The organism is Streptomyces sindenensis, assembly GCF_014649035.1.
Taxonomy (GTDB): Bacteria; Actinomycetota; Actinomycetes; order Streptomycetales; family Streptomycetaceae; genus Streptomyces; species Streptomyces sindenensis.
This window is the reverse complement of record NZ_BMSG01000022.1, coordinates 39,073-59,891: the sequence shown is the minus strand read 5'-3', so window position 1 is coordinate 59,891 and position 20,819 is coordinate 39,073. Positions and strand designations below refer to the sequence as shown.

At 72.1% G+C, this 20,819-nt stretch carries 18 protein-coding genes; 10 read left to right on the top strand and 8 right to left on the bottom strand.

The annotated features are described in order from the left end of the window. Positions 1-162: 162 nt before the first annotated feature. Positions 163-981: an SAM-dependent methyltransferase gene (locus IE145_RS22590; RefSeq protein WP_189527273.1), complete on the top strand. Its 819-nt coding sequence runs from the start codon at positions 163-165 to the stop codon at positions 979-981. Next, positions 978-3,152, top strand: coding sequence for a putative bifunctional diguanylate cyclase/phosphodiesterase (locus IE145_RS22585; protein ID WP_189527272.1), 2,175 nt, complete (start codon positions 978-980; stop codon positions 3,150-3,152). The genes IE145_RS22590 and IE145_RS22585 overlap by 4 nt, the downstream gene beginning before the upstream one ends. A 44-nt stretch (positions 3,153-3,196) precedes the next feature. On the opposite strand, the gene IE145_RS22580 is transcribed toward IE145_RS22585, so the two are convergent. After that, positions 3,197-4,093, bottom strand: coding sequence for a LysR family transcriptional regulator (locus IE145_RS22580; RefSeq protein ID WP_189527271.1), 897 nt, complete (start codon positions 4,091-4,093; stop codon positions 3,197-3,199). A gap of 132 nt (positions 4,094-4,225) precedes the next feature. On the opposite strand from IE145_RS22580, the gene IE145_RS22575 reads away from it, so the two are divergent. Genes IE145_RS22575 through IE145_RS22565 form a run of 3 tightly spaced genes read left to right on the top strand, consistent with a single transcriptional unit; the run spans position 4,226 to position 7,588 of the window. Continuing rightward, positions 4,226-4,894, top strand: a complete 669-nt coding sequence (locus IE145_RS22575) for a succinate dehydrogenase (RefSeq protein ID WP_189527330.1) — start codon at positions 4,226-4,228, stop codon at positions 4,892-4,894. Position 4,895: 1 nt separating this feature from the next. Then, complete coding sequence (locus IE145_RS22570; protein ID WP_189527270.1) at positions 4,896-6,845, top strand: fumarate reductase/succinate dehydrogenase flavoprotein subunit; 1,950 nt, start codon at positions 4,896-4,898, stop codon at positions 6,843-6,845. Further along, positions 6,842-7,588 (top strand): succinate dehydrogenase/fumarate reductase iron-sulfur subunit, encoded by a 747-nt coding sequence (locus tag IE145_RS22565; RefSeq protein ID WP_189527269.1) that lies wholly within the window; start codon positions 6,842-6,844, stop codon positions 7,586-7,588. Before IE145_RS22570 ends, IE145_RS22565 begins: the two co-directional genes overlap by 4 nt. A 50-nt stretch (positions 7,589-7,638) precedes the next feature. Here the strand turns inward: IE145_RS22565 and uvrA are convergent, their stop codons facing one another. Together uvrA and IE145_RS22555 are read right to left on the bottom strand one after the other, a co-directional pair. Then, positions 7,639-10,092: an excinuclease ABC subunit UvrA gene (uvrA, locus tag IE145_RS22560; protein ID WP_189527268.1), complete on the bottom strand. Its 2,454-nt coding sequence runs from the start codon at positions 10,090-10,092 to the stop codon at positions 7,639-7,641. Between the two features lie 115 nt (positions 10,093-10,207). Beyond that, entirely contained in the window at positions 10,208-11,206 is a 999-nt protein-coding gene (locus IE145_RS22555; protein WP_189527329.1) for an LLM class flavin-dependent oxidoreductase, read from the bottom strand. Positions 11,207-11,324: 118 nt separating this feature from the next. On the opposite strand from IE145_RS22555, the gene IE145_RS22550 reads away from it, so the two are divergent. After that, positions 11,325-11,813: a phosphatase domain-containing protein gene (locus IE145_RS22550; RefSeq protein WP_189527267.1), complete on the top strand. Its 489-nt coding sequence runs from the start codon at positions 11,325-11,327 to the stop codon at positions 11,811-11,813. Here the strand turns inward: IE145_RS22550 and IE145_RS22545 are convergent, their stop codons facing one another. After that, complete coding sequence (locus IE145_RS22545; RefSeq protein ID WP_006129191.1) at positions 11,814-12,029, bottom strand: dodecin; 216 nt, start codon at positions 12,027-12,029, stop codon at positions 11,814-11,816. 203 nt (positions 12,030-12,232) lie between these two features. Between IE145_RS22545 and IE145_RS22540 the strand changes: the two genes are divergently transcribed. The 3 genes from IE145_RS22540 (at position 12,233) to IE145_RS22530 (ending at position 15,404) form a co-directional block, all read left to right on the top strand. Next, positions 12,233-13,489 (top strand): extracellular solute-binding protein, encoded by a 1,257-nt coding sequence (locus IE145_RS22540; protein WP_189527266.1) that lies wholly within the window; start codon positions 12,233-12,235, stop codon positions 13,487-13,489. 185 nt (positions 13,490-13,674) lie between these two features. After that, the gene (locus IE145_RS22535; RefSeq protein ID WP_189527265.1) at positions 13,675-14,490 is read left to right on the top strand and encodes a GNAT family N-acetyltransferase; all 816 of its coding nucleotides are present in this window, start codon (positions 13,675-13,677) and stop codon (positions 14,488-14,490) included. Next, positions 14,487-15,404: a lysophospholipid acyltransferase family protein gene (locus tag IE145_RS22530; protein WP_189527264.1), complete on the top strand. Its 918-nt coding sequence runs from the start codon at positions 14,487-14,489 to the stop codon at positions 15,402-15,404. Before IE145_RS22535 ends, IE145_RS22530 begins: the two co-directional genes overlap by 4 nt. On the opposite strand, the gene egtD is transcribed toward IE145_RS22530, so the two are convergent. From egtD to egtA, 4 genes are read right to left on the bottom strand one after another with little or no spacing between them, the layout of a single operon-like run. Beyond that, positions 15,347-16,309, bottom strand: coding sequence for an L-histidine N(alpha)-methyltransferase (egtD, locus tag IE145_RS22525; protein ID WP_189527263.1), 963 nt, complete (start codon positions 16,307-16,309; stop codon positions 15,347-15,349). The two genes, IE145_RS22530 and egtD, sit on opposite strands and share 58 nt — an antisense overlap. Beyond that, the gene (gene egtC, locus IE145_RS22520; protein WP_189527262.1) at positions 16,306-17,061 is read right to left on the bottom strand and encodes an ergothioneine biosynthesis protein EgtC; all 756 of its coding nucleotides are present in this window, start codon (positions 17,059-17,061) and stop codon (positions 16,306-16,308) included. Before egtC ends, egtD begins: the two co-directional genes overlap by 4 nt. Beyond that, a complete protein-coding gene (egtB, locus tag IE145_RS22515; protein WP_189527261.1) occupies positions 17,061-18,497 on the bottom strand; it encodes an ergothioneine biosynthesis protein EgtB in 1,437 nt (478 codons plus the stop codon). Before egtB ends, egtC begins: the two co-directional genes overlap by 1 nt. Next, positions 18,494-19,810 (bottom strand): ergothioneine biosynthesis glutamate--cysteine ligase EgtA, encoded by a 1,317-nt coding sequence (egtA, locus tag IE145_RS22510; protein ID WP_189527260.1) that lies wholly within the window; start codon positions 19,808-19,810, stop codon positions 18,494-18,496. Before egtA ends, egtB begins: the two co-directional genes overlap by 4 nt. A gap of 145 nt (positions 19,811-19,955) precedes the next feature. Between egtA and IE145_RS22505 the strand changes: the two genes are divergently transcribed. Then, positions 19,956-20,777: a TIGR02452 family protein gene (locus IE145_RS22505; protein WP_189527259.1), complete on the top strand. Its 822-nt coding sequence runs from the start codon at positions 19,956-19,958 to the stop codon at positions 20,775-20,777. The last annotated feature ends 42 nt before the right edge of the window (positions 20,778-20,819 follow it).

The following is a 20,819-nucleotide window of genomic DNA, read 5'->3' as shown; positions in this document are numbered from 1 at the left end:
ACGCGCAGCGACGGACCGGCCGGGTATGCCACCTGAGTGTGACCAATAACGGATCGCTAATTTCCGTTTCCACTCGCTCTCCTGGCGGCCGATCAGTAGCCTCTGGTCAACACTGACCATGAACATGGCCGGATCGCCGTGGCGAACTTGTTGGAGACATCGATGGAGCGTCCCGCCTGGGCACCGCAGGGCATAGATATTTCGGTGCCGAGCGTGTCCCGCATGTACGACTTCTATCTGGGCGGATCGCACAATTTCGAGGTGGACCGGGAAGCCGCGCGCAAGGCCATGGAGTTCCTCCCGGGCCTTCCCAAGATCATGCAGGCCAATCGCGCCTTTATGCGCCGGGCCGTCCGCCACGCCGTCGACTCGGGCATCGACCAGTTCCTGGACATCGGCTCCGGCATCCCGACGTTCGGCAACGTCCACGAGGTCGCCCAGGCCGCCGACCCCGGCGCCAAGGTGGCCTACGTCGACCACGACCCGGTCGCCGTCGCCCACAGCCAGGCCGTGCTGGAGGGCAACGACCGCGCGGTCATCGCCGCCGCCGACCTGCTCCGCCCCAAGGAGATCCTGGCGAACCCGGAGATCACCGGACTGCTCGACCTGGACCGGCCGGTGGCTCTGCTGCTCGTCGCGGTGCTCCACTTCCTCGAGGACGCCGACGAGCCGTACGCCGCGGTCGCCGAACTGCGCGAGGCGCTGGCCCCCGGCAGCCTCATCGTCCTGACCCACGCCTCGTACGAGGGCATCCCGCTGCCCCAGGCGGAGGCGGCCGGCACGGTCGGCGTCTACAAGAACATCCGCAACCCGCTGATCATGCGCTCGCGCGAGGAGATCGGCCGGTTCTTCAAGGGCTACGAGATGGTCGAACCGGGACTCGTCTCGATGCCCGAATGGCGGCCGGAGACCCCGCAGTCGCCGGAGCAGGAAGACCCGTACGCCTTCTCGGGCTTCGGCGGGGTCGGGCGCAAGGCGTGAGCATTCCCGCCCAGGCGTCCGGAGAGCCGGACGCGGAACCCGACGGCCCGGAGGGCCGGCTCCGGCGATTCGCCAGAATCTGGAGCCGGGCCATCTTCCCCCTGACGGCCACCTCCCTGACCCGGCCGGAGTTCGAACAGCATCTGCTGCCCCTGGCACGCGAGCTGAACGGCATCCTGCACGCCCACCCCTTCGACGCCTCGCCCGCCCAGCGGATCGGCGCGGCCCTGATCGACGCGCACTGCACCGATCCGGACGCCCTCAGCTCCACGCTCGGCGTCGTCGACTCCTATCTCGTCCTCTACTGCGGCGGCAACGGACCCGGCACGCTGTCCACGGAGGACGGCCGGGCCCGCTGCGCCCGGATCCAGCACACGCTGGCCGCCGGGTTCACCGGGGCCCTGCGCGAGCGCACGCTCGCCGAGCAGGAGGCCATCGCCCGCTCGGCGCTGACGGCCCGTTCGCACGCCGAAGAGGCCCTGCACGCCACCGAGGCCCGCTTCCGCGCGGTCTTCAAGGACGCCGCCATCGGCATCGGCATCGCCGACCTGGACGGCAACATCCTGGAGATCAACGACACGCTGACCAGGATGTTCGGCGGTCTCGAACACCACGTCCGCAGCCACAGGGTGAACGAGTGGGTCCACCCCGAGGACTCGCCCCAGGTGTGGAAGTACTACGAGGAGCTGGTACGCGGCGAACGCGAGCACTACCGGGTCGAGAAGGCTTACTACCGCAACGACGGCACCGTCCTGTGGACCAACCTCACCGTCTCCCTGCTGCGCGACTCCGAGGGCCGCCCCGAATACCAGCTCGCGCTGATGGAGGACACCACCGAACGCCGGCTGCTCAATCTGCGGCTGCGGTACGAGGCGACTCACGACGCGCTCACCGGGCTGCCCAACCGCACCCTGTTCTTCGAGCGCCTGGAGAAGGCCCTCACCGCCCGGGAAGGCGGCCGCTTCGGCCTCTGCTACCTGGACCTCGACGGCTTCAAGGCCATCAACGACAGCCTCGGCCACGCCGCCGGCGACCGCCTCCTGGTCGAGGTCGCCGACCGGCTCCAGAGCTGCGCCACCGCGCCCGGCGAGATGGTCGCCCGGCTCGGCGGCGACGAGTTCGTGGCGCTGACCACCGGACCGGACACGGCCGAAGAGGTCCACGAACTGGCCGGCCGCATCCTGAACGCGCTCGCCACCCCGATCCGCCTCGACGGCCGTGAGCTCTCCGTCCGGGGCTCGATCGGCATCGTCGAGGGGCCCGCCGGGGAGCGCAGCGCCGCCGAGGTGCTGCGCAGCGCCGACATCACGATGTACCGGGCCAAGGCGGCGGGCGGCAACCGCTTCCAGCTCGCCGACGCGGAGGCCGACGAGCGCGCCATCACCCGCCACGGGCTGACCACCGCGCTCCCGGCCGCCCTGGACCGGGGCGAGTTCTTCATCGAGTACCAGCCGCTCGTGCACCTGGGCGACGGCACGGTGCACGGCGCGGAGGCGCTCGTACGGTGGTGCCACCCGCAGCACGGGGTGCTCGGCCCCGACCGGTTCATCCCGCTCGCCGAGCACACCGGCCTCATCGTGCCGCTCGGCCGCTGGGTGCTGGAGGAGTCCGTACGGCAGGCCAACTTCTGGCAGGAGCGGCACAGCGACGGCGGCCCGCTGCGGATCAACGTCAACCTGTCGCCGACCCAGCTGCACCACCCCCGGCTGGTCGCGGAGACGGTCGACGTACTGGAACGTTCCGGTCTGGAGCCGGGGGCGCTCTGCCTGGAGGTGACCGAGTCCGCGTTGATCGGCGCCGACGACGATCTCCTCAAGCCGCTGCGGCAGCTCGCGGAGATGGGCGTCGACATCGCGCTCGACGACTTCGGTACGGGCTACTCGAACCTGGCGAACCTGCGCCGGCTCCCGGTGAGCGTGCTCAAGCTGGACCGTTCCTTCACCCGGGGCATGCAACAGCACCCGGCGGACCCGGTCGACCTGAAGATCGTCGAGGGCATCGTGTCGCTGGCGCACAGCCTGGAGCTGGCCGTCACGGTCGAGGGCGTGGAGACCGGCGCGCAGGCCGAGCAACTGCGCCGGATCGGCTGCGACACCGCCCAGGGCTGGTACTACGCCCGCCCCGGCGCCCCGGACCGCATCCACTCCCTGCTGCTGGCGGACGCGGTCTGAGCCGCACGCCGGGCGGAGCCCCCGCCCGGCGTGCGGGGTCCGGGTCAGCCGGGGACCGGCCGGTGCTCCAGCAGCATCCGCTGGAGCTCGCGCGCGGCCCGCGGCGGGTCCACGTCGCTGCGGTGCGCCAGCGCGATCGTGCGCCGCAGTCCGCTCCCGGCCAGCGCGGTCCTGCGCAGATCGTGGCCCGCCCGGGCGGCGACCATGCTCGGCACCACGGCGACGCCGAGCCCCGCCCGTACGAAACCGAGCACCGCGTCCATCTCGCCGCCCTCGACGGTGAACGTCGGCTCGAAGCCCTCCGCGCGGCACGCGGCGAGCGTCAGCTCCCGCAGGTTGTACCCGTGCCGGAACATCACCAGCGGCGCCCCCTCCAGATCCGCGATCCGGATCGAGCCGTCCCGGCCGGGCGGCGGCTCCGTCGCCGCGGACACCACCACCAGGTCCTCCCGCAGCAGCTCCACCGTGGTAAGCGCGGGGGACGCGGCCGGCAGGGGCAGCACCACCAGCGCCAGATCGAGCGCCCCGCGCGCCAGCTGACGTACGAGGTCGTGCGACCCGCCCTCCTCCAGCAGCAGCCGCACCCCCGGATGCCGGTCGTGGAAGGCGCGCAGCAGGTCCGGCAGCAGCCCCGTGCACAGGCTGGGCGTCGCCCCCAGCCGCACCCGGCCCCTGCGCAGCGAGACCAGCTCCTGGACCTCGTGGCGCGCGGTCTCCGCGTCGGCGAGGATCCGCCGGGCCAGCGGCAGCAGCGCCTCGCCCGCGTCGGTGAGGGTGATGTTGCCCCGGGCGCGGCTGAACAGATCCGCGCCCAACTCCGCCTCCAGCGCCCGGATCTGCTGGGAGAGCGAGGGCTGCGACACATGCACCGCCTCGGCGGCCCGGGTGAAGTGCCTGGTCTCGGCGACGGCCACGAAGTAGGTGAGCTGCTGGAAGTGCATACACCGACGATAAAGCTCACTGATAGGTGCTGCCTATGGAGATCAGCCGGACCATGTCTTGGACTGATCGGGCCCTCCGCCCCTACCGTCGTGTCCATGGCATTGGCAACGCGGACGGACCGACGGCCGTCGATGACGCGTACGCTCTGGGACTCGACCGTCGGCAAGAAGACGATCATGGCTGTGACCGGTCTGGTCATGCTCGGATATCTCGTCGCCCACATGGTGGGCAACCTGAAGATCTTCTTCGGACCCGGTGAGTTCGACGGGTACGCCCACTGGCTGCGCACCCTGGGCGAACCGGTCCTGCACTACGAGTGGGCGCTCTGGATCGTCCGCGTGGGGCTCGTCGCCGCCGTCGTGCTGCACGGCGTCTCGGCGTACCAGCTGAGCCGCCGCGACATCAGGGCGCGCCCCGCCAAGTACGTCCACAAGAAGCCCCGCGCGAGCTACGCCACCCGGACCATGCGCTGGGGCGGCGTCATCCTCGCGCTCTTCATCGTCTGGCACATCCTCGACCTGACGACCGGCACCGTGCACACGAGCTTCGAGGCCGGGCACCCGTACCAGAACGTCATCGACACTTTCTCCACCTGGTACGGCAACGTCATCTACATCGTCGCGGTGCTCGCCATGGGCCTGCACGTCCAGCACGGATTCTGGAGTGCCGCGCAGACGCTCGGCGTCGGCAACGCGACCCGCGACCGCATCCTGAAGACCCTCGCCAACCTCCTCGCGGCGGTGTTGACCCTGGGCTTCGTCTCCGTACCCGTCGCCGTCATGACCGGAGTGGTGAGCTGACATGCCCGACTACACGCAGTACCGCACGGGCGAGCCCGCCGTCGACACGAAGGCCCCCGAGGGCCCCGTCAACGAACGCTGGGACACCCGCCGCTTCCAAGCCAGACTCGTCAACCCCGCCAACCGGCGCAAACACACGGTCATCGTCGTCGGCACCGGCCTGGCCGGCGGCGCTGCCGGCGCCACCCTCGCCGAACAGGGCTACCACGTCGTCCAGTTCTGCTTCCAGGACTCGCCCCGGCGCGCCCACTCGGTCGCCGCCCAGGGCGGCATCAACGCCGCGAAGAACTACCGCAACGACGGCGACTCCATCCACCGGCTCTTCTACGACACCGTCAAGGGCGGCGACTTCCGCGCCCGGGAGTCCAACGTCCACCGGCTGGCGCAGATTTCGGTCGAGATCATCGACCAGTGCGTCGCCCAGGGCGTCCCCTTCGCCCGCGAGTACGGCGGCCTCCTCGACAACCGGTCCTTCGGCGGCGTCCAGGTCTCCCGTACGTTCTACGCGCGCGGCCAGACCGGACAGCAACTCCTCCTCGGCGCCTATCAGGCGCTGTCCCGGCAGATCGCCACCGGCGGCGTCGAACTCCACGCCCGTACCGAGATGCTGGACCTCATCGTGGTCGACGGAAAGGCGCGGGGCATCGTCGCCCGCGACCTCGTCACCGGGAAGATCGACACCTACTTCGCCGACGCGGTCGTCCTGGCCACCGGCGGCTACGGCAACGTCTTCTACCTGTCGACCAACGCCATGAACTCCAACGCCACCGCCATCTGGCGGGCCCACCGGCGCGGCGCGTACTTCGCCAACCCCTGCTTCACCCAGATCCACCCCACCTGCATCCCGCGCACCGGCGACCACCAGTCCAAGCTGACCCTGATGAGCGAGTCGCTGCGCAACGACGGCCGCATCTGGGTCCCCAAGGCCAAGGGCGACACCCGCCCCGCCAACCAGATCCCCGAGGACGAGCGCGACTACTACCTGGAGCGCATCTACCCCGCCTTCGGGAACCTGGTGCCCCGCGACATCGCCTCCCGCGCCGCGAAGAACGTCTGCGACGAGGGGCGCGGCGTCGGCCCGGGCGGGCAGGGGGTCTACCTGGACTTCGCCGAAGCCATCCAGCGCATGGGCCGCAAGGCCGTCGAGGCCAAGTACGGCAACCTCTTCGACATGTACCAGCGGATCACCGACGAGGACCCCTACACGGTCCCCATGCGGATCTACCCCGCCGTGCACTACACGATGGGCGGCCTCTGGGTCGACTACGACCTCCAGACCACCATCCCCGGCCTCTTCGCCATCGGCGAGGCCAACTTCTCCGACCACGGGGCCAACCGCCTCGGTGCCTCGGCCCTGATGCAGGGCCTCGCCGACGGCTACTTCGTCCTGCCCTCCACGATCAACGACTACCTCGCCCGCAATCCGCACACCGGGAACGTCGACGCCGAGCACCCCGCCGTCGCCGAGGTGGTGGCGGAGACCGAGGACCGCATCAACCTGCTGCTCTCCGTCGACGGCGACCGCACCCCCGACTCCTTCCACCGCGAGATCGGTGAACTCATGTGGGAGTACTGCGGGATGGCCCGCACCGAGGACGGCCTGCGCAAGGCGCTGGCGAAGATCCCGGAGATCCGCGAGGAGTTCTGGCGGCGGATCAAGGTCCCCGGCACCGGCGAGCAGTTCAACCAGTCGCTGGAGAAGGCGAACCGCATCGTCGACTACCTGGAGCTCGCGGAGCTCATGTGCCTCGACGCCCTGCACCGCGCCGAGTCCTGCGGCGGCCACTTCCGCGAGGAGTCCCAGACCCCGGACGGCGAGGCCGAACGGCGCGACGAGGAGTTCTCCTACGCCGCCGCCTGGGAGTTCACCGTCACCGGCGGCGCCCCCGTCCTGCACAAGGAAGACCTCGTCTTCGAGTACGTCCACCCCACCCAGCGGAGCTACGCATGAAGCTCACCCTGCGCGTCTGGCGTCAGCGCAACGCCGAAGAGCCCGGCGCCATGGCCACCTACGAAGTCGACAACATCTCGCAGGACATGTCGTTCCTGGAGATGCTCGACACCCTCAACGAGGAACTCACCCTCGCCGGGGACGAGCCCGTCGCCTTCGACCACGACTGCCGCGAGGGCATCTGCGGCGCGTGCAGCCTCGTCATCAACGGTGACGCCCACGGGCCGGAGCGCACCACCACCTGCCAGCTCCACATGCGGTCGTTCGCGGACGGCGACACGATCGACATCGAGCCCTGGCGCGCCTCCGCCTTCCCGGTCATCAAGGACCTGGTCGTGGACCGCTCCTCGTTCGACCGGATCATCCAGTCCGGCGGCTACATCTCCGCCCCCACCGGCACCGCGCCGGACGCCCACGCCACCCCGGTGCCCAAGCCGGACGCCGACTTCGCCTTCGAGCACGCCGAGTGCATCGGCTGCGGGGCCTGCGTCGCCGCCTGCCCCAACGGCTCGGCGATGCTGTTCACCTCGGCGAAGGTCAACCACCTCAACGTCCTGCCGCAGGGCGCCCCCGAACGGGAGACCCGCGTCCTGGACATGGTGGCCCAGATGGACGAGGAGGGCTTCGGCGGCTGCACCCTGACCGGCGAATGCGCCACGGCCTGCCCCAAGGGCATTCCGCTGCCGTCGATCGCCGCGATGAACAAGGAGTGGCTGCGGGCGACCCGCAAAGTCCGCCGCTGACGCGAGAGTCGATCCCGTACGGCTCCGATCACGTCCGGAGTCGTACGGGATCAACTCCCGCTTGCGCTCAGTGCCTTCGCCAGATATGGCGCCGTACGGCTCCCGGCGGCACGCGCCACCTCGGCCGGGGTGCCGGCAGCGACGATCCGCCCGCCCCGGTCCCCGTCCCCGGGGCCCAGGTCGATGACATGGTCCGCACCCGCCACGACGGCCATGTCGTGTTCCACGACCACCACCGTGCTCCCGCCGTCCACGAGCGCGTGCAACTGCCGCATCAGCACCTCCACATCGGCCGGGTGCAGCCCTGTCGTCGGCTCGTCCAGCAGATACAGCGTGTGCCCGCGCCGGGTGCGCTGGAGCTCCGACGCCAGCTTGATGCGCTGCGCCTCACCGCCGGACAGCTCCGTGGCGGGCTGCCCGAGCCGCAGATAGCCGAGCCCCACGTCCAGCAGGGTCCGCAGCGCGCGCTCGGCGGCGGGTGTCCCGGCGAAGAACGACGCCGCCGACTCCACCGTCAGATCCAGGACCTGAGCGATCGTCAGGCCGTCCAGGGTGACGTCCAGCGTCTCCGGGTTGTAGCGCGCACCATGGCAGTCCGGGCAGGGCGCGTAGGTGCTGGGCAGGAACAGCAGCTCCACCGAGACGAAGCCCTCGCCCTGGCAGGTCTCGCACCGCCCGCCGCTCACGTTGAACGAGAACCGCCCTGCTCCGTAGCCGCGCTCCCGGGCCGTCTCCGTCCGGGCGAACAGCTTCCGCACGGCGTCGAACAGTCCGGTGTACGTGGCCAGATTGGACCGGGGCGTACGCCCGATGGGCTTCTGGTCGACCTGGACGAGCCGGTCCACGGCCTCAAGACCGGTGGCGGAGTCACAGAACTGCTCGACGCCCGCCCCGGCCGCCTCCTCGCCCGCCTGCCGGTCCGCGAGCACCCCCGCGAGCACCTGGCCGACCAGGGTCGACTTGCCCGAGCCGGACACCCCGGTGACCGCCGTGAACACCCCGAGCGGGAACGCCGCGTCGACACCCCGCACGTTGTGCCGCTCCACGCCGGTGAGCCGGATCCACCCGGACGGGGTGCGCGGCTCACGCACCGGCGAGGCGTCGCGGGCGTCCTCGGGGAACAGGAAGCGGCGCGTCGCCGACTCCGGCACCCGGGCCAGCCCCTCCGGCGGCCCGCTGTGCAGTACCCGCCCGCCGTGCTCCCCGGCCAGCGGGCCCACGTCCACCAGCCAGTCCGCCCGCCGCACCACGTCCATCTGGTGCTCCACCACGAAGACCGAGTTCCCGGCCTCCTTCAGCCGGGCCAGCACCCCGAGCAGCGCCTCGGTGTCCGCCGGATGCAGCCCGGCCGACGGCTCGTCCAGGACGTACACGACACCGAAGAGCCCCGACCGCAACTGCGTGGCCAGCCGTAGCCGTTGCAGCTCACCCGAGGACAGGGTCGGGGCCGTGCGGTCCAGGCTCAGATAGCCGAGGCCCAGCTCCGTCACCGTCCCGATCCGCGCCAGCAGATCGGCCGTCAGCACCCGGGCCGTCTCCTCGCCGCCCGCCCCCGCACCGCCGGCCCCGGCGCCCGACAGCACCTCCGCCAGGTCGGACAGCGGCAGCCCGGCCAGCTCCGCGATGGTCCGCCCGGCGAAGGTCACCGCCATCGCCTCGGGCCGCAGCCGGCTCCCGCCGCACACCGGACACGGGGCGCTGGTCAGGAAACGCTCCGCCTTCGCCCGCAGCGACCGGCTCTTGGTGTCGGCGAAGGTGTGCAGCACATAGCGCCGCGCGCTCATGTACGTGCCCTGGTAAGGGCGTTGGATCCGGCCCGCGTCCCGTACCGGATGCACCGTCACCACCGGCTGCTCGTCGGTGAACAGGATCCACTCACGGTCCCGCGGATCCAGCTCCCGCCAGGGCCGGTCGACGTCGTGGCCCAGCGCGTCCAGCACATCCCGCAGATTCTTCCCCTGCCACGCCCCCGGCCAGGCGGCGATCGCCCCCTCCCGGATGGACAGCGAGGGATCCGGGACGAGCAGCTCCTCGTCCGTCCGGTGGATCCGCCCCAGGCCGTGGCACTCCGGACACGCCCCGACGGCCGTGTTGGGGGAGAAGGAGTCGGAATCCAGCCGCTCGGCCCCCGGCGGATAGTCGCCCGCGCGGGAGAACAGCATCCGCAGCGAGTTGGAGAGCGTGGTCACCGTCCCCACGGACGACCGGGCCCCGGGGGCGGAGCGCCGCTGCTCCAGCGAGACGGCGGGTGGCAACCCGGTGATCTCCCCGACGGCGGGTGCGCCCACCTGGTGGATCAGCCGCCGGGCGTAGGGGGCGACGGACTCGAAGTAGCGGCGCTGGGCCTCGGCGTAGATGGTGCCGAACGCCAGCGACGATTTGCCGGACCCGGACACCCCGGTGAAGACCGTCAGGGTGTCGCGCGGGAGGTCGACGTTCACGTCCTGGAGATTGTGCTCGCGGGCACCGCGCACCCGGACGTACGGATCGTGGGGGGAGTGCATGGGGCTCGGCTCCGTACGGGTGGGGTGTGGGCGTCCGGCGGACCGCCTGGGGGACAAACAGTCTGATTCTAGGCGTCGGCGCCTTCGGTGGCCGCCCGGGACCCGGCAGCCCGCCTCACGGCGTGCGGGCGATCCCCGCCAGCCGCCGCAGCGAATCCACCAGCGCCTCACGGTCGTACGTACTGGTCGTCACGAGCACCTCGTCCGCCCCGGTCTCCTTGATCGCCCGCTCCAGCTGCTCGGTGACCTGCTCCTCGGTGCCGTGGATGTGACCGTCGAGCCCCCGTTCGTACAGCTCCCGCTCCTTCGCGGTCATCGTGCGGCGCTCGATCTCCCTGGCCGGGGCGAGCGGCGGAAAGTCTCCGTGCGTACGGGAGTACGCCATGGCCCACGCCTCCGGTACGAGCAGCCGACGGGCCGCCTCCTCGGTGCCGGCGACGGCCACCGTGCCCGCGACGATCACCTCGGGGCGCTCGGCGCGCGCGGACGGGCGGAAATCGCGGCGGTACACCTCGATGGCCCGCAGCACCTTCTCCCGGCCGCGCAGGTCGCCGATGACGAGGGGAAGACCGGCGGCCGCCGCGACCGACGCGCCCTCGCCGGTCGCGAGCACGTACGCGGGGATCCGCAGGCCCTCCGCCGGACGGGCGTGCACCCGGGGGTGGGCCTGCTGGGTGCCGTCGATCCAGCCGAGCAGTTCGGCCAGCCGTCCGGGGAAGTCCTCGGCGTCCTCCTTGCCGTGGCCCAGGGCCCGGCGGACGCCGTCGGTGAAGCCCACCGAGCGGCCGAGCCCCATGTCGATCCGGCCGGGAAAGAGGGAGGCGAGCACCCCGAACTGCTCCGCGACGACCAGCGGCCGGTGGTTGGGCAGCATCACTCCGCCGGTGCCGACCCGGATGGTGGAGGTCGCCGCGGCGACGGCGGCGGCCAGCACCGTCGGCGCGGACCCCGCGACCCCCGGCACGCCGTGGTGCTCGGAGACCCAGAAGCGGTGGAAGCCGAGCGCCTCCGCCTCCCGGGCCAGATCCACGGTGTCGCGCAGCGCCCGGGGTGCCTCGTGCCCCTCGCGGGTGCGGGAACGGTCCAGGACGGAGAAGCGGGTCGACGCGATCACAGAGCTCACGATCTGTTCAACGCGCCGGCTCCGCAGGGATTCCCGAGGCGCACCCTGAGCCGAGGCACTTCCTGAGCCGAGGCACTTCCTGAGCCGAGGCGCTTCCTAAGCTGGGGGAGTGGAGAACGACGCACGGCCGCTGGCCGTATTCGACCTGGACAACACACTCGCGGGCACCGCCCACCGCCAGCACTTCCTGGAGGGCGCCAAGCGCGACTGGGCGGGCTTCTTCGCCGCGGCCGTGGACGACCCGCCGCTCCCCGAAGGCGTACGGATGGTGCACGCGAGTGCCGAGGAGTGCCGCATCGTCTATCTGACCGGGCGCCCCGAGCGGTGCCGCCGCGACACCGTGCGCTGGCTGAGCCGCCAGGGGCTGCCCGAGGGCACGCTGTTCATGCGGCGCGACGACGACCGGCGCCCCGCCCGCCGGACGAAGCTGGACATCCTCCGGCGGCTCGGGCGGACGGGGCGGGTGCGCATGCTCGTGGACGACGACGAGTTGGTCTGCGATGCGGCCGAGGTGGCCGGATTTGCCGTGGTGCGGGCCCGCTGGGCCGATCCGTCGGCCGTCCTGAAGGACGCCCAGGAGCGCGAGGGGCGTACGTGATCAGGTGTTTTCGTCGAGCCGAAAGCCCACCTTCAGGCCGACCTGATAGTGCGCGATTCGGCCATCTTCGATATGGCCGCGAACTTGATTAATCTCGAACCAATCGAGATTGTGCAACGTTTCCGCGGCTCTTGCGACGCCGTTCCGGATCGCCGCGTCGACGCCCTCGTCGGAGGTTCCTACGATCTCGGTGACCCGATAGGTGTGGTTCGCCATTGTTTGTCTCCTCTCCTGTGACCACCGTGCCCCAATCCCGGGCGTCCCGCGAGGGGGAGAGTGGGGCGAATCGGCACAGGCGTCCGCCTTGACCTACCCATTGGTCCATACCAAAATTCAGCCAACCACCCGTGCGAGCGCCGCCCGCAATCCCCCCACACCGGGTCCCGATTTCGTTGTGCCGTTTCGCAGAAGGTGACTACGTGAAGAACCGCATCCTGACCGGAGCCGTCGCGCTTGTCTCGACCGTCGCACTCAGCGGATGCGGCTTGATATCCGGGGCGGGCGGCGGTGACCGGACCGTGACGGTCTGGCTGATGAAGGACAGCGTCTCGCCCGGCTTCCTGGACAAGTTCACCCGCTCGTACGAGGAGGAGAACCCCTCGATCGAGCTGGACTTCCAGATCCAGGAGTGGAGCGGCATCGGTCCCAAGGTCATCGCCGCGCTGGAGGGTGACGACGCCCCGGACGTGATCGAGGTCGGAAACACCCAGGTCGCGCAGTACGCGGAGAGCGGCGGCCTGCGGGATCTGACCCTCGAATCGATGCGTGATCTGGGCAGTGAGGACTGGCTGCCCGGCCTGGCCCAGCCCGGCAGCATCAACGGCGTCCAGTACGGCATCCCCTGGTACGCGGCCAACCGGGTGGTGATCTACAACAAGGACATCTTCCGGGAGGCGGGCATCGACGCCGTCCCGAAGACGCGCGCCGAGTGGATCGCCGCCACCGAGAAGCTCAACAACAGCGGAAACCAAGGCATTTACCTGGCCGGTCAGAACTGGTACGTGCTCGCCGGATTCATCTGGGACGAGGGCGGCGAGCTCGCCGACGAGAACGGCGGCGACTGGCAGGGCGCCCTGGACACCCCTGAGGCCCTCGCGGGCATGGAGTTCTACCAGAAACTCCAGGCGCTCGGCGACGGCCCCAAGGACGCCGACGAGGAGAAGCCCCCGCAGACCGACGTATTCGCCAAGGGCGACGTCGCCCAGATCATCTCGGTGCCGGGCAGCGCCGCGCTCATCGAGCAGAAGAATCCCGAACTCAAGGGAAAGCTGGGCTACTTCCCCATTCCCGGCAAGACCGCGAAGGAGCCCGGTTCGGTATTCACCGGCGGATCCGACCTCATCGTCCCGAAGAACGCCGACGAGCGCAGCGCGGGCATCGCCGTCGTCAAGGCGCTGGCGGGCGAGAAGTGGCAGACGGAGCTGGCCCAGGGCATGAGTTACGTCCCCAACAAGCCGAACCTCGCCCATGTCATCGAGGGCGACGAGGGCACCGCGGCCATGGCGGAAGGCGCCACCCGCGGCCGCGCCACCCCCAACTCTGCCCAGTGGGCCAGGGTCGAGGCGGAGAACCCGATCAAGCCCTACATGACGGCCGTGCTCCAGGGCGGCGATCCCGCACGGGAGGCCAGGGCCGCCTCCGAGCGCATCACCGCTCTGCTCACCGGCACCGGCTGATCCCGCGCACCCGGGGACGGCGGGCGGCGGGCCCGGACGCCCCGTCCCTGGGGATTCAGCCGTCGCACATCCGCGCTCCCCACGGCGGTCACGTCGAATCCAGCCGGTGACGGAAGAAGTAAGGGGTCGGTGCGTCGCACCCGCGACGGTCCGGCCCCAGACCTCTTCCGTCCCCGGAGACCGCCATGACCGTGCTGCCCGTCGCCCCGCACCACGCTCCTCCCGCCGCCGCCCCGAGCCCCGCGCCCGAGACCGCCACCGCCCCCGAACCGGCCTACCGGGTCTCCCTCGCCACCTGCCAGGAGGACGTACGCGCGGCGCAGCGGCTGCGCCACCTGGTGTTCGCCGGGGAGCTCGGAGCCCGGCTGGAGGGACCCGAACCCGGCCTGGACAGCGACGCCTTCGACGCCTACTGCGACCACCTGCTGGTCCGGGAGACCGCCACCGGCGATGTCGTCGCCACCTACCGGCTGCTGCCGCCGGACCGGGCCCGGATCGCCGGACGCCTCTACGCGGAGAGCGAGTTCGACCTCAGCAGGCTCGCCCCGATCCGCGACGACCTCGTCGAGGTCGGCCGCTCCTGCGTCCACCCCGCCCACCGCGACGGCGCGGTCATCGCCCTCGTCTGGGCCGGACTCGCCCGCTACATGGAGCGCACCGGCCACACCTGGATAGCGGGCTGCTGCTCCCTGCCGCTGGCCGACGGCGGCGCCTCGGCCGCCCGCAGCTGGAACACCGTACGCGCGGGACACCTCGCCCCCCAGGAGTACTGGGTCACCCCGCACCGCCTCTGGGACTCCTCCGCGCACGGCCCGGAGGCCGGCTCCCGGGCGGACCTCCCGCCGCTGCTGCGCGGCTACCTCCGGCTCGGCGCCCAGATCTGCGGCGCCCCGGCGTACGACCCCGACTTCAACGTCGCCGACCTGTACGTCCTGCTCTCCCTGCGCCGGACCGACCCTCGCTATCTGCGCCACTTCCTGTCCCTGGCCCCGCTGCGATGACCGGCTGGCTGCCCGTCGCCCCGTGCACCCCGGACGGCTGCGCCCGGCACACCGGAGCCGTACGCGCTCCGCTGCCCGCCGCCCTCCTCCTGCTGGCCGGCTGCGCCCTCGTCCTGCTGGGGGTGGCCTGCGTCCCGCTGGTCCGGCCGCTGGGGACCGGCCCGCGACTCCGGCTGACCCGGCGCTGGGCGCGCGCCGTCGTGCGGGCCTTCGGCGTACGCGTCCTGGTCCGGCGGCACGCGCCGGACCGCGCCCCGGACGGGGGCGAACTGGTCGTCGCCAACCACATCTCCTGGCTCGACATACCGCTGGTCGCGTCCGTGCTGCCCGGCCGCACGGTGGCCAAGCGCGAGATCCGGGGCTGGCCGCTCCTGGGGCCTCTCGCCGCGCTCGGCGGCACCCTGTTCATCGACCGCGACCGGCTGCGCGCCCTGCCCGCCGCCGTACGGGACATCGCGACGGCCCTGCGCTCCGGCTCCCGGGTCGTGGTCTTCCCCGAGGGCAGCACCTGGTGCGGACGGGGCGGCGGCGTGTTCCGGCCCGCCGTGTTCCAGGCGGCGATCGACTCCGGCGCGACGGTCCGGCCGGTCCGGATCACCTACCGCGCCGCGGCGCACGGTGTCGCGGCGCACTGCTCGGACCGGCCCGCGGGCGCGGTCGCGTTCGTCGGGACCGACCCGCTCGCCGCCTCCCTGTGGCGGGTGGTGCGGGCGGCCGGGCTCACCGCCCGTGTCGACGTGCTCGCGCCGATCGCCGCGGACGGCGGGGCCGGCCGCCGTGCCCTGGCCCGCAGGGCACGAGCGGCCGTCCTCGGGCCCGGAGGGCCCCGCGGGGCCGGCCCGTCCGGCCGGCCCGGTCAGACCGCCGTGGCCAACGACAGGGCGAACCGGCCCGCCGAGTCCGTCCACCACTGAGCCAGCCGCATCCCGGCGGCGGCCAGCTCCTCGCGGACGTCCTCCTGGCGGAACTTCGCCGACACCTCCGTACGCAGCTCCTCACCGGCCTCGAACGGCACCACGAGATCCAGCTCCCGGATCTTGACGCTCAGCGCCCGCCGGGCCCGCAGCCGCATCTCGATCCACCGCTCCTGCGGATTCCACACCGCGCGATGGTCGAAGCCGTCGAGCGGGAAATCGGCCCCCAACTCACGGTTGACGACGCTCAGGACATTCTTGTTGAAGGCCGCCGTCACCCCGGCCGCGTCGTCGTACGCGGCCACCAGCGTCTCCTCCTCCTTCACCAGGTCCGTGCCCAGCAGCAGCGCGTCACCGGGCGAGAGCAGCGCGCGCACCGACCGCAGGAACGCCGCCCGTTCCTCCGGCAGCAGGTTGCCGATCGTGCCGCCCAGGAACACCACCAGCCGGGGGCCCGGCGTCCCCGGCAGGACCAGGCCGGTGGTGAAGTCCGCGATCAGTGCGTGGACGGAGAGGCCGGGGTGTTCGGCCAGCAGCGACTCGGCCGCCCCCGTCAGCGCGCTCTCGCTCACGTCCACCGGGACGTAGGAGTGCAACTCGGGGAGGACTTCCAGGAGATGGCGGGTCTTCTCGGACGACCCCGAACCCAGCTCGATCACGGTCCGGGCCCCCGAAGCGGCGGCGATCTCCTCGGCCCGGGTCTGCAGGATCTCCCGCTCCGCGCGGGTCGGGTAGTACTCCGGCAGCCGGGTGATCTCCTCGAACAGCTCGCTGCCGCGGGCATCGTAGAACCACTTCGGCGGCAGCGTCTTGGGATGCCGGGTCAGACCGCCGAGGACATCGGCGCGCAGCGCGGCTTCCGTCGCGTCCACCGGCAGGGTGCGGGTCAGGGAATAGGGACTCACGCGAGGGGCTCCTTGAGCGGGGTGAGCAGGACGTCCGAAGCGGTCGCGACCAGCAGGGTGCGGTCGGGGACCTCGTGCCAGAGCGGGTCGTCGTCATACGGTTCCGAGGCGACCGCGGTGCGGCGGCCCGGTTCCGTGCGGTACCAGAGGGTGTCGCCCCAGGCGGTCGCCGTGATGGTGGCGCCGTCGGTGAGCAGCAGATTCAGCCGCGAGCCGGGGGCGGCGGACGCGACCTCGCGGACCGTCTCCGCGACGGCGCGCGGCACCTCGTCCCCGGCGTCGGTCCGGTGCCGGATCAGCGCCCAGATCAGCGCCGAGTCGTTCCGGGCGGCCAGCGACAGGAGCCTCTCGGCGGGCAGGGCGGCGGCCGGGCCGGCGAGCGACGCGGGCCAGCCCCTCACCGCCCCGTTGTGGCTGAACAGCAGCCGCCCGGCGGCGTACGGCGCGGCCGCGGCCTCCCCGTCCGCACCCGCCTCGGTGGCATCCCGTACGGCGGCGAGCAGCGCGGTGCTGCGGACCACCCGGGCCAGATCGGTGAAGGTCTCGTCGCCCCATATGGGGCCCTGGCGGCGGTAGCGTCCGGGGGCCGGGTCCCCGTCGGCGTACCAACCGACGCCGAAGCCGTCCGCGTTGACCGTGCCGTGGCGCTGGCGGCGCGGCTCCCAGGACTGCCGTACCAAGGAGTGCGGAGGCCGCAGGAGGACCTCGCCCAGCGCCACCGGCTCGCCCACATAGGCGATATGGCGGCACATCAGGCATCCCTCGCCGTACGGAAACCGGCGAAGATCTGCCGCCGCACCGGAAGGTCCCAGTTGCGGAAGGTGCCCCGGCAGGCGACCTGGTCCACGGCGAACGAGCCGCCCCGCAGTACCTTGTGCCCGGGCCCGAAGAAGACCTCCGAGTACTCGCGGTAGGGAAACGCCACGAACCCCGGATAGGGCAGGAAGTCGCTGGCGGTCCACTCCCACACATCGCCGATCAACTGCCCCGCCCCGGCCGGCGACCGGCCCAGCGGATACGCCCCGGACCGCGCCGGGCGCAGATGGCGCTGCCCCAGATTGGCCCGCTCCGGCGTCGGGTCCTCGTCGCCCCACGGATAGCGCCGCGAGCGGCCGGAGGCGGGGTCGTGCCGGGCGGCCTTCTCCCACTCGGCCTCCGTGGGAAGCCGCCGCCCGGCCCAGCGGGCGTACGCGTCCGCCTCGTACCAGCTGACGTGCAGCACCGGTTCGTCGTGCGGCACCGGCTCGGTCACCCCGAACCGGCGGCGCAGCCACTGCCCCGCGTCGCGGCGCCAGAACAGCGGTGCGGAGAGGCCGTGTTCACGGACCATGGCCCAGCCCTCGGGGGCCCACCAGCGCTCGTCGCCGTACCCGTCGTCCTCGATGAAGCGGAGGTAGGCGCCGCAGGTGACCGGCGAGGAGTCCAGGTGGAACGCCGCCACGTCGCGCCGGTGCGCGGGGCGTTCGTTGTCCAGCGCCCACGGTTCGGCGGACGTCCCCATCGTGAACGGGCCCCCGGGGACGAACACTTCGGCCGCAACGGCTTCGGCGCCGACGGGCTCGGGGGGCGCGGGAGGCGGCGGCGCGGTGAGGGCCGCCGGCCCCGCCCGAAGCTGATGGGTGATCAACATGGTCTCGTCGTGCTGCTGTTCGTGCTGGGCGATCATCCCGAAGGCGAACCCGGCCCGTTCCAACGGGCCTCCGCCCTTGTGTAGAGGGGTGCCCTCCAGCAGCTCCAGTGCCCGGCCCCGTACGTCGGAGGCGTACGTCCGGGCCTCGGCGGGGGCCAGCAGCGGCAGCGAGGGGCGGGAGGCGCGCGAGTGCTCGAAGGCGTTGTAGAGCCCGTCGATCTCCGGGCGCAGCGCCTCCCGGCCGCCGACGGCGCGCAGCAGCCACTGCTCCTCCTGGTTGCCGATGTGCGCCAGGTCCCAGACCAGCGGCGACATCAACGGCGAGTGCTGAGCGGTCAGTTCACCGTCGTCCACGCTGTCGGTGAGCAGGGTGGTGCGCTCACGCGCGGCCAGCAGCGCGGCCAGGGCACGCCGACGCAGGACCTCCGGATCGACACCGGCGGCGAAGGGGAAGCCGCCGGCGGCGGGGCCGGAGACCTGGGCGGGATCGAACGCGTCGGACAGCTCACGGGGCTCGGACTCTGCGCGGTGCTCTTGGGGTCCACGGTGCTCGGTCATGCGGAGGCCGCCTTCCGCTCGGTCAGCAGGCTGAGATCGGTGAGGTCGTCCGGCTCCGGCAGATCGTCGGCCGGACATCGGCCCCGGGCGACGTAGCGGTCGGTGAAGGCGGCCACCGTGTCGCGCACCGCGTCGCTCGCGCCCATCCGCTCCAGCGCCGGGAGCGCCGCTCCGAAGCAGGCGACGGCCGCGGCCCGCAACTCCGGATCGGCGAGACCCTCGCGCGCGGCGGCGGTCCAGAGCGGATTGCGCGGGGCGGCCGACGAGCCGGCCGTCTCGGCCAGCGGTTTCACGGCCCGGTAGACGGTCTCGGCGGCCTCCGGATCGTCGAACAGGGCCGTGGTGACGGCGAGCGGCACCAGCCATCCGTCGGGCCCGCTCTGCGCGTCGATCATGCGCAGTTCGAGATGGCCGCGCGGCCGGACCGGCGGGAACAGCGTGGTGAGGTGGTAGTCGAGATCGGCCCGCACCGGAGGCCGGGGCGAACCGGTGCGGATCCACTCGCGGAAGGTCAGATTCTCGGGGACGTCCCACGGGCCGCTCTCGCACCGGATGCACAGCACGGTCGTGTCCAGGACATGAGCCGCCCAGGCCTCGCGAGGCGCGTGCCCGGTGCCCGGGGCGAGGGTCCGCCCCGGATCGAGGTCGGTCCACAGCGCCTGCCGGGTGGAGGACCAGCCGGTCCGGCGGCCCTGCTGGAACGGCGAATTGGCGAACGCCGCCACCAACACCGCGCCCAGCAGGTGCGCGAGCTGCCAGCGCCGCCCGTGACCGAGCGGCCCCGGCTCCTCCTCGCCCGCGTCCAGACAGACCTGGACCGAGGCGGAGGTGCACATCATCGCCCGCCCGGCCGGCCCCGCCCGGTCCAGCGCGGTCTCCATCGCCTCGTAACGCGGCTCCCGCAGCCTGCGGTGCGCGGTCTGCCACGGATCCACGCCGAGCCCCACCGGCGCGAGCCCCGCCGAGCCGAGCGACGCACGGACCGCCGCCAGATCGGCCGCGGTCGTCGCGACGCACTCCATCAACGAGCCGGCCGGCTGCGAACTGAGCTCCAGCTGCCCGCCCGGCTCCAACGTCAGCGCGGCGCTCAGGGGCAGCGCGCGGACCGCCTCGACGGCGCTGTCCAGCCGCTCCTGGCCGACCGGAACGTGCGGACGTTCCCGGTCGTGGATGAGCCATTCGAGTTCCACGCCCACGGTCCGGGGCGGACCCGTCTTGAAACATATGCCGCGCAGCAAGTCCTCCGCCCCGCTCTCGTCGAGCGGGGTGGCGTCCGGGCGCGAGCCGGTCGCGCCGGGAATGTCCAAGGCCATGGGGTCTCCTCCTCAGCTGCCTGCCTCCCAGCCAAACCCGTACCCGGAGATCGCACAAGGGTGCCCCCGAGCCAGGAAAATCCGATTGCGCCCAGGCCGGGTTTCCCGCCAGCATGCCCCGTATGCACCACACGGGGGAGCGCCGGTGAGCGCGCGGCTGCGCGGCATCGCGCGCGAGACAGAAGCGGTCGTCGAGACCGGGAGATACCGCAACGCGGCAGGTCAGGACGTGTCCATCGAACGGGCGGTGGCCGCCGCGCGCTCCGGCACCCGGCTCTACGGCCCCGATCCGGTGCCGGTCGCCGCCCTGGACACCGACCGCACCCCGCACATCGAGGTCACCGCCGAGAGCAGCCTCGCCGCGGCCCGCCGGATGACCGGCGAAGGCCCCGGCCGGGTCGCCGTCCTGAGCTACGCCTCGGCCCGCAACCCCGGCGGCGGCTACCTCAACGGCGCCCAGGCCCAGGAAGAGGCCCTGTGCCGTGGATCGGCCCTCCACACGACCCTCCTGCGCGCCCCCGAGTACTACGCGCACCACCGCGCGGAACGCAGCGCCTTCTACACCGACCGGGTGATCCACTCGCCCGCCGTGCCGGTCTTCCGTGACGACCGCGGCCGCTTTCTGGACGCCCCGTACGCGGCGGGATTCCTCACCTCGCCCGCGCCGAACGCCGGAGTGATCCGACGGCAGACCCCCGAGGACGCCCACCTGATCCCGGCCGCCCTCGCGTCCCGCGCCGAACGGGTCCTGGAGGTCGCGGCCGTCCGCGGCTATCGCAGGCTCGTCCTGGGCGCCTGGGGCTGCGGAGTCTTCGAGAACGATCCGGGGCAGGTGGCGGAGGCGTTCCGGGCACTGATCGGGGAGGGCGGCCGGTTCGGCGGCCACTTCGAGCAGATCGTCTTCGGGATCCTGGACCGGAACCCCGACTCCGCCGTCCGGGCCGCCTTCACCCGGACCTTCGCCTGACCCGGAGCCCGCCGGGCTCCGCTGCGGGGTGCCTCGCAGGCA

What these genes read in the sequence shown, in the direction of transcription:
- uvrA (WP_189527268.1), bottom strand. Translation starts at nt 10,092, where the DNA reads ATGCACTCCCCCCACGATCCGTACGTCCGGGTGCGCGGTGCCCGCGAG.
- IE145_RS22535 (WP_189527265.1), top strand. Translation starts at nt 13,675, where the DNA reads ATGACCGTGCTGCCCGTCGCCCCGCACCACGCTCCTCCCGCCGCCGCC.
- IE145_RS22580 (WP_189527271.1), bottom strand. Translation starts at nt 4,093, where the DNA reads ATGCACTTCCAGCAGCTCACCTACTTCGTGGCCGTCGCCGAGACCAGG.
- IE145_RS22545 (WP_006129191.1), bottom strand. Translation starts at nt 12,029, where the DNA reads ATGGCGAACCACACCTATCGGGTCACCGAGATCGTAGGAACCTCCGAC.
- IE145_RS22565 (WP_189527269.1), top strand. Translation starts at nt 6,842, where the DNA reads ATGAAGCTCACCCTGCGCGTCTGGCGTCAGCGCAACGCCGAAGAGCCC.
- IE145_RS22570 (WP_189527270.1), top strand. Translation starts at nt 4,896, where the DNA reads ATGCCCGACTACACGCAGTACCGCACGGGCGAGCCCGCCGTCGACACG.
- IE145_RS22575 (WP_189527330.1), top strand. Translation starts at nt 4,226, where the DNA reads ATGACGCGTACGCTCTGGGACTCGACCGTCGGCAAGAAGACGATCATG.
- IE145_RS22590 (WP_189527273.1), top strand. Translation starts at nt 163, where the DNA reads ATGGAGCGTCCCGCCTGGGCACCGCAGGGCATAGATATTTCGGTGCCG.
- egtC (WP_189527262.1), bottom strand. Translation starts at nt 17,061, where the DNA reads ATGTGCCGCCATATCGCCTATGTGGGCGAGCCGGTGGCGCTGGGCGAG.
- egtA (WP_189527260.1), bottom strand. Translation starts at nt 19,810, where the DNA reads ATGGCCTTGGACATTCCCGGCGCGACCGGCTCGCGCCCGGACGCCACC.
- IE145_RS22530 (WP_189527264.1), top strand. Translation starts at nt 14,487, where the DNA reads ATGACCGGCTGGCTGCCCGTCGCCCCGTGCACCCCGGACGGCTGCGCC.
- egtB (WP_189527261.1), bottom strand. Translation starts at nt 18,497, where the DNA reads ATGACCGAGCACCGTGGACCCCAAGAGCACCGCGCAGAGTCCGAGCCC.